The sequence below is a fragment of the Prauserella endophytica genome, assembly GCF_005146945.1.
GTDB classification, from domain to species: Bacteria; Actinomycetota; Actinomycetes; order Mycobacteriales; family Pseudonocardiaceae; genus Prauserella_A; species Prauserella_A endophytica.
Genome location: NZ_SWMS01000022.1, coordinates 34,944 through 48,020 on the forward strand (window position 1 = coordinate 34,944; position 13,077 = coordinate 48,020).

A 13,077-nucleotide genomic window follows, 5' to 3' on the forward strand; every position below is an offset into this window, starting at 1 on the left:
CGCAGCAGCGCGTCCGTCACTGCACGACCGCTCCGAGGACGCTCGCCGCGCTCGCGCTGCCCAGCGCGATGCCCCAGCCGACCGGGCCCAGCGGCGTGCAGCCGAAGAACCGGCTCACCCCCGGCGTCTGGATCACCGCGGCGAGCACCGCCGCCGAGCCGAGGCCGCTCGCGAGCACCGCCGGGCTGCGCCCACCGGTCAGCAGCGTCTGCCCGAGCTGCGTTCCCACCAGCGCCGCCAGCGCCACCGTCGAGGCCCTTCGCCGCCTGCCGGTGACCCGCGCGAGCGACCACGCGGCCGTCGCGCCCGCCGTCGTCGATCCCGCCCGGAAGCCGATCTCCCGGTAGAGCCTGCCGCCGAGTGAACTCTCCGGGCCCTCCTGCAGCAGCTCCTCCACGGTCTCGTTGTCGGGCCGCCGCAAGGCGATCGCCAGCGACGGCGCCAGGTCGGTCAGCAGGTTCACCAGCAGCAACTGCCGTGCGGTGAGCGGCGAGCGGCCGGTCAGCGCGGCGCCCAGCACGTTGAAGCCGATCTCGCCGAGGTTCCCGCCGAGCAACACCCCGAGCGCCGAGCGCACCGACGCCCACATCGCGCGCCCCTCCACGAGCGCCGCGATGATCGTCTCCAGCCGGTCGTCGGTCACCACGAGGTCGGCCGCAGCCTTCGCGGCCGGGGTGCCGTGCCCGCCGAGCGCGATGCCGACGTCGGCGAGCCGGATCGCGGGCGCGTCGTTGGCGCCGTCGCCGGTCATCGCCACGGTCTTGCCGAGGCCCTGGTACGCCTGGATGATCCGCACCTTCTGCGCCGGGCTGCACCTCGCCACCACGTCGACGCCGGGCAGTACCTCCTTGAGCCGCTCGTCGTCGAGCTCGTCGATGTCGGCGCCGGTCACCACGTGCAGGTCGCGCTCGCCGTTGATCTCCGACGCGATCGCCTCGCCGGTCACCGGGTGATCACCGGTGATCATCACGATGTGCACGCCGGCGTCCCGCAGCTGCGCGGCCGCCGGTGCCGCGCTTCCTCGCACGGGGTCGGAGATGGCGACGAAGCCCCGGAACGTCAGGTCCCGCACGAGGTCGGCGGAGACCTCGCCGGTGTCCACGGCGCGCTCGGCGACCGCGAGCACCCGGTGCCCCGCCTTCGCGAGCGCCCGCATCCGGCCGCTCATGCGCTTGCGGGCACGGCCGTCGAGCGAGCAGCGCGGCAGCACCTCCTCCGGAGCGCCCTTGACACTCAGCAGCAGGCCCTTCTTCGTCCGGCCCACCGCCGCGTGGTAGCCGCGCGACGGCTCGAACGGCGCCGCCGCCTCCAGCGTCCACCCGGACGCGCCGGCCGCGGCCGACATCTTCAGCCGTTGTCCCGCCTCGACGATCGCCCGGTCCGTCGCGTGGGGCAGGTCATCGGGGCTGTCCGCGTGCGGCGTCGCGCGCAGCGCGGCCGCGAGCACCGGCCGCACAGGCTCCTGCAGCGCGTCGACGCGACACCGCCGCTCGCCGTCGTCGAGCTCGCTGACACTCAGCTTGCCCTCGGTGAGGGTCCCGGTCTTGTCGAAGCACAGCACGTCGACCCGGCCGAGCGCCTCGATACTGCGCGGGTTGCGCACGAGCGCGCCGTGCTCGGCCAGCCGCCTCGCCGCTGCCAGCTGGGCGGCGTTGACCAGGAACGGCAGGCCCTCCGGAACGGAAGCGACGGCGAGGTTCACCGCCGCGCCGAGGCTTTCCCGCAGTGGCACGCCCCGCAGCAGCCCGGCGCCTGCCACGGCCGCGGCCGAGCCGACGGCGAGCGGCATGCTCTTCTCCGTCAGCTCGGTGAGCCGCCGCTCGACCCCGGTGCTCGGCGCGCCCTGCCGCGCGATCGCCATGCTGCGCCCGGCCTCGGTGTCGTCGCCGACGGCCACCACCACGGCCGTCGCCTGCCCTGCCGCCACCGTCGTGCCCTCGTACAGCATCGACGTCCGGTCGGCGAGCTCGCCGGCCACCACCGGGGCCGGGTCCTTGGCCACCGGCAGCGACTCCCCGGTGAGCGACGACTCGTCGGCCTCCAGCCCATCGGCCTCCAGCAGGCGGCAGTCGGCGGGCACCACGTCGCCGGCCGTCACGGCCACCACGTCGCCTGGCACGAGGTCGTCGGCGCTGATCACGCGCTCCTCGCCGTCCCGTAGCACGGTCGCGCTGACCGACGAGCGGCGCAGCAGATCGGCCAGCTCCCGCTCGGTCCGCACCTGCTGGATGCTGCCGATCAGCGCGGACAGCCCGGTCACCCCGGCCACCAGTGCGGCGTCCACCGGAGAGCCGACCGCGGCAGACAGCGCGGCACCGCCGGCGAGCACCGGCGTCAGCGGGTTGGCCAGCTCCTCCACGAACGCCTCGCCGAGACTCTTGCCGATCCGGCCGCCGTCCCCGCCGCGCGCCCGGCGGCGGGCCCGCTGCTCGGTGAGCCCCTCGGCCGTCACGTCGAGGCGCTCCAACACGGCCTCGACGGGCATGAGGTGCCACGGCACGGTGGCCGGGACCGCGCCCTCCGGCACCTCCAGCCTGCTCGCCCTGCGCCGCGCGTTGACGAGCGCGATGCCGGCACCGGCGTTGACCGCCCGCATGCCGCGCGAGGTCGGGCTCGTGCGGCCCGGCTGCAGCGCCGTCACCACGCCGACGCCCGTGGACGCCTGCGCGATGCGGATGCTGTCGGAGTTCACGGTCTTCGCCGCGGTGACCGCCTCCACGAGCAGTGCGACGGTGCCGACGTCGTCACCGGCCAGCACGTGCGCGCCCCACGGCGCGGGCTCGCCGTCACGGTGGGTGCCGACGCCGCAGTCGGCGGCGCCGAGCGCACGCCGGTCGGTGGAGACCAGCAGCACGCCCGCGCCCTGCTCCTGCAGCTCCCGCACGCTCGCGAACGGCTTGTCGGCGTCCACCACGCGCAGGCCCGACCGCTGCGCGGCCGCCGTCAGCGTGTGCACGCCGGGAAGGGACTCCCCGCCGAGCGCCAGCACGGCCTGCAACCGCTGACCCTTGACAAGCCCCAGCACCCCGGTCGCGCCCTGCTGTTCGAGCCGCTTCCGTTCGTCGTCGCCGCCGTCGACGTCGAGCGCGTCGAGCGGCCCGAGCCGCCACTCCCCCTCGGTGCGCACCTCCTCGGCGGCGGCCGGATCGAACAGCCGCCACGCCAGCTCGGCCACGGCGTGCTGGTCGGCGTCCGGCAGCGGCGCGAGGTCCTTCAGCACCGACCGGCCCGTCTCCAGCGCGGACCGGTCGAGCACGAGCGTGTCGACGCGGTCGAGCCTGCGCAGCGCCAGGCGGTCCATGACGAGCGCTCCCCTGCGGGCCAGCACCGCGCCGAGCGCGCTCGCGAAAGCGGCCCTGCCCACCTCGGCCGACTTGGGCACGGCCGAGTAGCCGAGCGCGATCGCCCTGCGCGGCCCCGCGAACGGCGTCGTCACCGCGCTCGCCGCCGCACCGAGCGCGAGGATCTTGCGTTGGTACTGCTCGACGTCGCCCTCGGGCAGCGGCACCGGCCGCTCGATCGCACACGGCTCGGCTCCGGCGAAGTCCGGTCCCGTGATGAGCCCGTTCTCGGCGTCGCACCACGCCCGTTCGTGCGCCCGCGCCTCGCGCCATTGGCCCATCCGCTGCACGGCGTCGAGCACAGCGCCTTCGCCGCCGCCTGCCAGTCCCTGCGCCAGCGCGGCGAACATCGACGTCATCGAGTCGGCCCGCTCGTGGCTGTGCGCGCGCTGCGCCATCCGTTCCTTCAGCGCGGGGTGGTGGTCGATCAGCGCGGGCAGTGAGGCCAGCTCGGAGGGCATGGGCGCCCACGGCGCGAGGCGCGTGACCAGCGACATACCGAGTCCGAAGACATCGGTCGCGAGCGTGGGCAGCAGCCGCGTGCCGCGCAGCCCGTCGGCCGGGTGGTGCAGCTCGTCCTCGGCCGCCTCCTCTTCGGGGCAGGACGGCTCCGACTCGGCGCGTTCGACGATCCGCACGAGCTCGTGGGTCCTCGGCGGCGGGTCGGTCACCGCGACGATCACACGCGAGGACGGCGCGTTGACCCGAGCCCACTCCACACCCGCGTGTTCCTCCAGCGCCCGCTCGATCCGCCTGGCGATGCGGTCACTGCCCGCGCCGTGCACGCCGTGCGCCTCGATGTGCAACCGCCCCGGGCAGGACCACACGTGCCGTCGCGGCCGCGTGGCCAGCGCGGCGAGCCCGCGAGCGGTTCCCACGGTCGCGCCGACGACGGACAACGGACCCGGTACGGACACCCCGAACAGCTTCATGCGGGAAGTAGTGCCCAGATCCGCCGAAAGGTATGCATGAGCAGGGCAAGTCCTTGATCATCGCGAGCGGCCGTGACCCGTCCGGGGCAAACCCCTCGAGACACACTGCGGGGGCGCTGGTCCTGCCGCTTCAATGACAGGGTGCTCACGAGATCCAGGGTGCTCACGCTGCTGCGCCTTGCCGGGTTCGGACTGGTCGTCTCCGCGGAGATCTATCTGATCGTCCACCTGGGCCCGCGCTTCAACCCGGTAACGCACTTCGGGTACTTCACGGTGCTCTCCAACGTCTTCGCCGCGCTCGTGCTGCTGGCGGGCGCGTTCACCGAGGTGCCTGGACCGGTCAGGGGCGCGGCCGTGCTCTACATGCTGACCACGGGGATCGTCTACGCGATCCTGCTGCGCGGCGTCGACGTCGGTACCCCGTTGTACGCCAACCGGATCCTGCACGTGGTGCTCCCGATCCTGGTGGCGGTGGACTGGCTCGCCGACCCGCCGCGCAGCCGGATCGCACTGCGGAAAGCGTTGTGGTGGCTGGTGTTCCCGGTCACCTACCTCGCGTTCACCCTCCTGAGAGGGCCGATCCTGCACTGGTATCCCTACCCGTTCCTCGACCCGGACCAGAACGGCTACGGCGCCGTCGCGGTGATGAGCCTGGTGATCGCCGTGGTGTTCGTGGCGCTGACGTGGCTGATCACGACGGTGGGCAACGCCAAGCGCGGACAGCCGGGCCCGGTCGTGGAAGCCTGAGCCGTGGCCGACGAGCCTCGCGCTCGGCCGGACGCTGGTCACGGCCGAACAGCAGTGAAGGCCACCATGCCTGCGTTGAACGCAGGCATGGTGGCCTTCACTGCGGTTGGATGAAGCTAGATCGCCTCCGCGATCGCTGTGCCGAGCTGTGCGGTGGTGGCCTTGCCGCCGAGGTCCGGGGTCAGCGCCACGCCCTCGCTCAGCACCTTCTCCACCGCCGCGTTGATGGCCGTCGCGGCGTCGGTCTCGCCGAGGTGCTCCAGCATCATCGTGGCCGCCAGCACCTGAGCCACTGGGTTCGCGATGCCCTGGCCCGCGATGTCCGGCGCGCTGCCGTGTACGGCCTCGAACATCGACGGGTGCTCGCGCTCCGGGTTGAGGTTGCCCGACGGCGCCATGCCGAGCCCGCCCGTGACGGCCGCCGCGAGGTCGCTCAGGATGTCGCCGAACAGGTTGGACCCCACGACGACGTCGAGCCGGTCCGGCTGCTGCACCATCCGCGCCGCGAGCGCGTCGATGTGGGTCAGCTCGGCCTTCACATCCGGGTACTCCGCGGCGACCTCGGCGAAGATCTCGTCCCAGAACGGCATCGTGTGGATGATGCCGTTGGACTTGGTCGCCGAGGTCACGCGGCCGCTGCGCGTGCGCGCCAGCTCGAAGGCGTACCGGACGATCCGCTCGACGCCGATCCGGGTGAAGACGGCTTCCTGCAACGCGAACTCGCTCGCCTGCCCGGAGTTGTGCCTGCCGCCGAGCGTGGAGTACTCGCCCTCGGAGTTCTCGCGGACGATCACCATCTCCAGCTCGTCGGCCGACCGCCCGGCGAGCACCGACGTGGTGCCGGGCAGCAGCCGCACGGGCCGCAGGTTGACGTACTGCTGGAACGCCCTGCGCACCGGGATGAGCAGGCCCCACAGTGAGACGTGGTCGGGCACGCCGGGGAAACCAACGGCGCCCAGCAGGATCGAGTCGAATCCGCTCAGCTGCTCGATGCCGTCCTCGGGCATCATCGTGCCGGTCTTGGCGTAGCGCTCGCAGCTCCAGTCGAACTCCGTCCACTCCAGACCGAAGCCGAACCGTTTCGCGGCAGCGTCAAGGACCTTGCGTGCCTCGATCTGGACGTCGACGCCGATGCCGTCGCCTGGGATCGAGGCGATCCGGTAGTCGTTCACAGGCTCACCGCGATGTACTTGGTCTCGAGGAACTCGTCGATGCCGACCGTGCCGCCCTCGCGCCCGAGGCCGGACTGCTTCACGCCCCCGAACGGCGCCGCCGGGTTGGACACGATGCCCTGGTTGAGGCCCACCATGCCGGTCTCCAGCCGCTCGCACACGCGCAGCGAGCGCTTGAGGTCGCTGGTGAATACGTAGCTCACGAGCCCGTACTCGGTGTCGTTGGCCTTGGCGATGGCCTCGTCCTCGGTGTCGAACACCGAGATCGGCGCCACCGGGCCGAAGATCTCCTCGCTGGTCATCCGCGCGGACTGGGGAACGTCGGTGAGCACGGTCGGCTGGTAGAAGTGCCCCGGACCGTCCACAGTGGCCCCACCGGTGAGCACCTTCGCGCCGCGCCCCGCGGCGTCGCTCACGAGCTCGCTGACCTTCTCGATCGCGGCCTCGTCGATGAGCGGGCCCACCACGACGCCGTCCTCGGTGCCCCGGCCGATCGGCAGTGCGGCCATGCGCTCGGTGAGCCTGCGCGCGAACTCGTCGGCGATGCCGCGCTGCACGTAGAAGCGGTTGGCGGCGGTGCACGCCTCGCCGATGTTGCGCATCTTCGCTTGCATGGCGCCCTCGACGGCGGCGTCGAGGTCGGCGTCGTCGAAGACGAGGAACGGCGCGTTGCCGCCCAGCTCCATGGACGTGCGCAGCACCTTGTCGGCGCACTGTTCCAGCAGCTTGCGGCCGACGGCGGTCGAGCCGGTGAAGGAGAGCTTGCGCGCGCGGCCGTCGCGGATCAGCGGCTCCATGACGGAGCCCGCGCTGGAGGTGGTGACGACGTTGAGCACGCCCTCCGGCAGGCCGGCGTCGGCGAGGATCTGGGCGAGCGCCAGCATCGACAGCGGCGTCTGGGCGGCCGGCTTGATCACCATGGTGCACCCGGCGGCGACGGCGGGCCCGATCTTGCGGGTGCCCATGGCCATCGGGAAGTTCCACGGCGTGATCAGCAGCGACGGCCCCACGGGCTGCTTGGCGATGAGGAAGCGGCCGCTGCCGTTCGGCGCGGTGGCGTAGCCGCCATCGATACGGACGGCCTCCTCGGCGAACCACCGGAAGAACTCGGCGGCGTAGGCGATCTCGCCCCGCGCCTCGGCCAGCGGCTTGCCCATCTCCAGGGTCATGAGCAGCGCGAGCTCGTCCTGACGCGCCATGAGCGCGTCGTAGGCCCTGCGCAGGATCTCGCCCCGCTCGCGCGGCGGGTGCGCCGCCCAGTCCGCCTGCGCGGCGACCGCGGCGTCGAGGGCGGCGATGCCGTCCTCGGGCGAGGCGTCGGCGACCTCGCACAACACCTCACCGGTCGCCGGATCCTGGACGGGGAACGTCCTGCCACCGCTCGCGGCGGTCCACTTCCCGCCGATGAACAGCTCCTTGTTCACCGCGCTGACCACGCCGGACTCGCTGACCGTGCTCATTCCACAGCTCCTGGGCTCCCTTGGTTTTGACCGCGCTACGACGGCCATGCTACGAATATTGTTGACAATCTACAACCCTCCAGGTCCTACCCCTTCCATGTCCGAAGGAGGCCGCTGCCATGGCCAAGCTGTCCCCCATCCTCAAGCAGGCCACGCCGGTCGTCGTCGACCACGGCGAGGGCGTCTACCTCTACGACGTCGACGGCCGCCGCCACCTCGACTTCACCGCCGGCATCGGCGTGACGAGCACCGGCCACTGCCACCCGAAGGTCGTGCGGGCCGCCCAGGAGCAGATCGGCAAGCTCATCCACGGCCAGTACACCACCGTGATGCACAAGCCGCTGCTCGAGCTGACCGAGCGCCTCACGGAGGTGCTGCCAAGCGGCCTCGACTCCCTCTTCTTCTCCAATTCCGGCAGCGAGGCGGTGGAGGCCGCGCTGCGGCTGACCCGCCAGGCCACCGGCAGGCCCAACGTCATCGTGTTCCAGGGCGGCTTCCACGGCCGCACCGTCGCAGCCGCGACGATGACCACCTCGGGCACCCGGTTCAGCGCTGGCTTCTCGCCCCTCATGGGCGGCGTGCACGTGGCGCCGTTCCCGTTCGCCTACCGCTACGGCTGGGACGAGAAGACCGCCACCGACTTCGCGCTGCGCGAGCTGGACTACCTCTTCGCCACGCAGACCTCTCCGGGCGAGACGGCCGCGTTCTTCATCGAGCCGATGCTGGGCGAGGGCGGCTACGTGCCCGCCAACCCCGAGTTCATGGCCGGGCTGCGTGCCCGCGCCGACGAGCACGGCATCCTGCTGGTCGTCGACGAGATCCAGACCGGCTTCGGCCGCACCGGCAGGTTCTGGGGCCACGAGCACTTCGACGTCCGGCCCGACGTCATCACGATCGCCAAGGGCCTCGCGAGCGGCTTCCCGATCTCGGGCATCGCCGCCTCGCAGGAGCTCATGGCCAAGGCGTGGCCGGGCTCGCAGGGCGGCACCTACGGCGGCAACGCCGTCGCGTGCGCCGCCGCGCTGGCCACCCTCGAGGTGATCAAGGAGGAGGGCCTCGTCGAGAACGCCGCCGCCCGTGGCCGCCAGCTGCTCGACGGCGTGCGCGCCATCGGCGACAAGACCCCGGCGATCGGCGACGTCCGCGGCCTCGGCCTGCTGGTCGGCTCTGAGTTCACCACCGCCGACGGCAAGCCCGACAACGCCACGGCGCAGGCCGCGCAGAAGCTCGCCGCCGAGCGCGGGCTGCTGATGCTCACGTGCGGCGCCTACATGAACGTCGTGCGGATGATCCCGCCGCTGATCGTCACGTCCGAGCAGATCGACGAGGCACTCGAGATCTGGACCGACGTGGTCGCGACCGTCACCAAATAACCGAAGAGAGTTTCGAGGAGAAGCCCAGTGGCCCGCTACATCACGATCACCCTCGACAAGCGCGGCGTCTCGTGCCGTGCGCGGCTGCTCGACGACGAGGCGCCGCGGACCTGTCAGGCGGTGTGGGACGCGCTGCCGCAGAGCGGCTCGGCCTACCACGCCAAGTACGCGCGCAACGAGGTCTACACGCTCGTGCCGCCGTTCGCAGACCCGAAGCCGGGCCGCGAGAACCCGACGATCACGCCGATCCCCGGTGACGTCGTGTACTTCGGCTTCGAGCCGTGGGAGATCGGCAACCCGGCCTACGGCTACGACGAGGGCAGCGAGGCACACAGCGCGCAGGGCGCCACCGATCTCGCCATCTTCTACGGCCGTAACAACCTCCTCATCAACGGCGACGCGGGCTGGGTGCCCGGCAACGTGTTCGCCACGATCGAGGAAGGGCTGCCGGAGATGGCGGCGGCCGCGCAGGACCTCTGGCTACGCGGCGTAGAGGGCGAGACCATGACCTACGCCCGCGCGTGAGTCACTCGGACGGGTGGAAGACGCGGATTCACCTTTAGTACCACCGCTTTGACACGTTCGTGGGCCGACAGCCCCCGAATACCGCATCAAGATCACCATCACCCGGGGTGAACGCTCCGTTGGCCACTACAGACCGTCACCAACGGAGCGGAACCCCAGGGCCGGGGCAAAACCCGAAAGCCTTACGTGTTTAAACTGAGGGGATTTCGGGTTTCGCCCCGCCGGTTCTCCGGCTCTTTGACAGGGGCTCAGCCGCGCTGAAAGCCTTGCCTGGCTTTCGAAAGCAGCTGTGTGCACACGGCAATCCGTGTAACCGATTTCCTGTTAAGGAGCCCCTCGAAATGCAGATCTTCGTCACCCACGGCGGCGACATCCTCACCGGCATCCTCGCGCACCTGGCCAACATCCTGGGCTGGCTGGTCTGAGGCCGAGTTAGCTGAAGCCGAGGGCGGGGTCGGCACGTTGGCGCGGACCGGCCCCGCCCCGGCGGCGAACATGAATGGCTTTCAGTCGCGCCGTCGTACTAGGCTTCCGCCATGGGCGACGTTGCGCAGCGACTGGCCGACATCGTCGGCGAACAGCACCTCCTGACCGGCGAGGCCGTCACCGAGGACTACGCGGGCGACGAAGCACTCGTCGGCGAACCCGTCAAGCCCCGGTACGTGGCCAAGCCGGCCACCACCGACGAGGTCGCCGCCATCCTGACCACGGCGACCGAACACCGGATCCCCGTCACCGCCCGAGGTTCCGGCAGCGGGCTCTCCGCCGCCGCCCGGCCCCATCCCGACGGGATCCTTGTCTCCTTCGAGCGCATGAACGCGATCCTCGAGATCGACACCACCAACCACGTCGCGGTGGTACAGCCCGGTGTCACACTGTCCGAACTGGACGAACGGACGGCCGAGAGCGGCCTCGGCTACACCGTCTACCCCGGCGAGATGAGCGCGAGCGTCGGCGGCAACGTCGGCACCAACGCGGGCGGCATGCGGGCCGTCAAGTACGGCGTCACGCGCAACAACGTCCTTGGCCTGCAAGCGGTTCTTGCCACCGGCGAGGTCATCCGCACCGGCGGCAAGATCGTCAAGACCTCCACCGGCTACGACCTCACACAGCTCGTGATCGGCTCAGAGGGCACGCTCGCGCTGGCCACCGAGATCACCGTCCGGCTGCACCCAAGGCTCACCCACGGGGCGACCGTGCTCGCCCCGTTCAGCGACCTCGACCAGGTGATGGCCGCGGTACCCGCGATCGTGTCGAGCGGGCTCGCCCCGCACATCCTGGAGTACATCGACGCGCTCACGATGGCCGCGATCACCTACACCGCGCGACTGTCCCTCGGCATCCCCGACGAGGTACGCGACGCCTCGCAGGCGTACCTCGTGGTGGGGCTGGAGAACCGGGAGGCCGACCGGCTCGACGGCGACGTCCAGGCGCTCGGCGAGCTGCTGTCCGGGCTCGGCGCCACCGACGTCTACGTGCTGGAGGGCGGCTCGGCCCGCAAGCTCATCGAGGCCCGCGAGAAGGCGTTCTGGACGGCCAAGTCGGCGGGTGCCGACGACGTGATCGACGTGGTGGTGCCCAGGGGCGCCATGCCCGAGTTCCTCGGCAGGGCAAGGGAGATCGCCGCCAAGACCGAGTCGGGCGTGGTCGGCTGCGGGCACGCCGGCGACGGCAACGTGCACCTCGCCATCTTCCAGAAGGACCCGGCCAAGCGTGCGAGCCTGCTGCATGACATCTTCGCCGCCGGCATGGGGCTCGGCGGCGTGATCTCCGGCGAGCACGGCATCGGCCGCGCGAAGAAGGAACACTGGCTGGAGCTCGAGGATCCGGCCAAGGTGGAGCTGATGAAGCGCATCAAGACCGCCTTCGACCCGGCCGGGATCCTCAACCCCGGCGTGCTTTTCGACTGACCACTTCCCGAGGAGGACCATGAACGGCGCGCAGTCGCTGATCCGCACGCTCGTCGACGCGGGGGTCGACGTGTGCTTCTCGAATCCGGGCACGTCCGAGATGCACTTCGTCGCCGCGCTCGACACTGCTCCGGAGATGAGGGGCGTGCTGGGGCTCGCGGAGGGCGTGGTCACCGGTGCCGCCGACGGCTACGCGCGGATCGCGGGCAAGCCCGCGGCGACCCTGCTGCACCTCGGCCCCGGCCTCGGCAACGGCCTGGCGAACCTGCACAACGCGCGCCGCGCCAACACCCCGGTCGTCAACGTCATCGGCGACCACGCGACCTACCACAAGCGCTACGACGCGCCACTGGAGTCGGACATCGAGGCCGTCGCCGGTTCGTTGAACGGCTGGGTGCGACGCAGCGAGAGCACCGCCGACGTCGGCGCGGACGCGGCCGCCGCGGTGGCCGCCGCGCAGGACGCGCCGGGACGCGTCGCGACGCTGATCCTGCCCGCGGACATCTCGTGGGGGGACGGCGGCAGGCCGTGCCCGCCCATCCCGCCGCGCACGGCGAAGCCCGTGAACGAGGCCACGGTGAAGTCGGTCGCCGAGGTGCTCCGCACAGGCGAGCCCGTGGCGCTGCTGCTCGGCGGCGACGCGTGCCGCGAGACCGGGCTGCGCGCCGCGAGCCGAATCGCCGAGGCGACCGGGGCGAAGCCGTTCATCGAAACCTTTCCCGGCAGGCTCGAGCGCGGCGCGGGTGTGCCCGCGATCGAGCGGCTCGGCTACCTCGCCGAGCAGGTGGCCTACCAGCTCGACGGCACGCGGCACGTGATCGTCGCGGGCACCAGGCCGCCGGTGTCGTTCTTCGCCTACCCCGGCAAGGCGAGCGACCTCGTGCCAGAGGGCGCGCAGGTGCACACGCTCGCGGCCGTCGAGGACGACGTCGTGGGCGCGCTGGAGGACCTGGCCGAGCTGGTCGCCGCGGGTACGGAGCCGGTGCTCGCGCAGCCGCAGCGGCCCGAGCTGCCGAGCGGGGAGCTGACCGCGCAGAACTGGGTGCAGGTGATCGGCGCGCTGCTGCCCGAGCAGGCGATCATCTCCGACGAGGCCAACACGTCCGGGCTGCTGCTGCCCGGCGCGACCGCCGGTGCGCCCCGCCACGACGTGCTCACCCTCACCGGCGGCGCGATCGGCCAGGGCATGCCGGTGGCGACGGGCGCCGCGATCGCGGCACCGGACCGCCCGGTGATCAACCTGGAGTCCGACGGCAGTGCGCTCTACACGATTTCCGCGCTGTGGACGCAGGCGCGCGAGAACCTGAACGTCACCACGGTGATCCTCAACAACCGCGCGTACGCGATCCTGCGGATGGAACTGCAGCGGGTTGGGGCGGAGGGCTCGGGACCGAAGGCCAAGAGCCTGCTCGACCTCTCCCCGCCCGAGCTCGACTTCGTGAAGATCTCCGAGGGCCTCGGCGTACCGGCGACCCGCGCGACGACCGCCGAGGAGCTGGCCGAGCAGTTCTCGCGGGCGCTCGCCGAGCCAGGTCCGCACCTGATCGACGCGGCGATCCCGCCACTGCTGTGACCGGGTGACGGGAATTCACAGGAAACTCTTGGAGTAGGCGCGGC

Annotated in this window: 8 protein-coding genes; 5 read left to right on the top strand and 3 right to left on the bottom strand. The window is 71.6% G+C overall.

All coding sequences use genetic code 11. The annotated features are described in order from the left end of the window. Nucleotides 1–16: 16 nt before the first annotated feature. Nucleotides 17–4,273 carry an HAD-IC family P-type ATPase gene (locus FCN18_RS29610; RefSeq protein ID WP_137096638.1) on the bottom strand — a complete coding sequence of 1,419 codons (4,257 nt, stop codon included), beginning with the start codon at nt 4,271–4,273 and terminating at the stop codon, nt 17–19. A 141-nt stretch (nt 4,274–4,414) separates the two neighbouring features. On the opposite strand from FCN18_RS29610, the gene FCN18_RS29615 reads away from it, so the two are divergent. Next, nucleotides 4,415–5,020 carry a Pr6Pr family membrane protein gene (locus FCN18_RS29615; RefSeq protein WP_137096639.1) on the top strand — a complete coding sequence of 202 codons (606 nt, stop codon included), beginning with the start codon at nt 4,415–4,417 and terminating at the stop codon, nt 5,018–5,020. 116 nt (nt 5,021–5,136) lie between these two features. On the opposite strand, the gene FCN18_RS29620 is transcribed toward FCN18_RS29615, so the two are convergent. Beyond that, the gene (locus FCN18_RS29620; protein WP_137096640.1) at nt 5,137–6,192 is read right to left on the bottom strand and encodes a tartrate dehydrogenase; all 1,056 of its coding nucleotides are present in this window, start codon (nt 6,190–6,192) and stop codon (nt 5,137–5,139) included. After that, the gene (locus tag FCN18_RS29625) at nt 6,189–7,652 is read right to left on the bottom strand and encodes an NAD-dependent succinate-semialdehyde dehydrogenase (RefSeq protein ID WP_112271045.1); all 1,464 of its coding nucleotides are present in this window, start codon (nt 7,650–7,652) and stop codon (nt 6,189–6,191) included. The genes FCN18_RS29620 and FCN18_RS29625 overlap by 4 nt, the downstream gene beginning before the upstream one ends. A gap of 119 nt (nt 7,653–7,771) precedes the next feature. On the opposite strand from FCN18_RS29625, the gene FCN18_RS29630 reads away from it, so the two are divergent. From FCN18_RS29630 to FCN18_RS29645, 4 genes are all read left to right on the top strand, one after another. After that, entirely contained in the window at nt 7,772–9,025 is a 1,254-nt protein-coding gene (locus FCN18_RS29630) for an aspartate aminotransferase family protein (protein ID WP_112271044.1), read from the top strand. A gap of 27 nt (nt 9,026–9,052) precedes the next feature. After that, entirely contained in the window at nt 9,053–9,550 is a 498-nt protein-coding gene (locus FCN18_RS29635; RefSeq protein ID WP_110337753.1) for a DUF3830 family protein, read from the top strand. Between the two features lie 536 nt (nt 9,551–10,086). Then, nucleotides 10,087–11,460, top strand: coding sequence for an FAD-binding oxidoreductase (locus tag FCN18_RS29640; protein WP_137096641.1), 1,374 nt, complete (start codon nt 10,087–10,089; stop codon nt 11,458–11,460). Between the two features lie 19 nt (nt 11,461–11,479). Continuing rightward, complete coding sequence (locus FCN18_RS29645) at nt 11,480–13,033, top strand: acetolactate synthase large subunit (RefSeq protein WP_137096642.1); 1,554 nt, start codon at nt 11,480–11,482, stop codon at nt 13,031–13,033. The last annotated feature ends 44 nt before the right edge of the window (nt 13,034–13,077 follow it).

What these genes read in the sequence shown, in the direction of transcription:
- FCN18_RS29610 (WP_137096638.1), bottom strand. Translation starts at nt 4,273, where the DNA reads ATGAAGCTGTTCGGGGTGTCCGTACCGGGTCCGTTGTCCGTCGTCGGC.
- FCN18_RS29625 (WP_112271045.1), bottom strand. Translation starts at nt 7,652, where the DNA reads ATGAGCACGGTCAGCGAGTCCGGCGTGGTCAGCGCGGTGAACAAGGAG.
- FCN18_RS29630 (WP_112271044.1), top strand. Translation starts at nt 7,772, where the DNA reads ATGGCCAAGCTGTCCCCCATCCTCAAGCAGGCCACGCCGGTCGTCGTC.
- FCN18_RS29640 (WP_137096641.1), top strand. Translation starts at nt 10,087, where the DNA reads ATGGGCGACGTTGCGCAGCGACTGGCCGACATCGTCGGCGAACAGCAC.
- FCN18_RS29645 (WP_137096642.1), top strand. Translation starts at nt 11,480, where the DNA reads ATGAACGGCGCGCAGTCGCTGATCCGCACGCTCGTCGACGCGGGGGTC.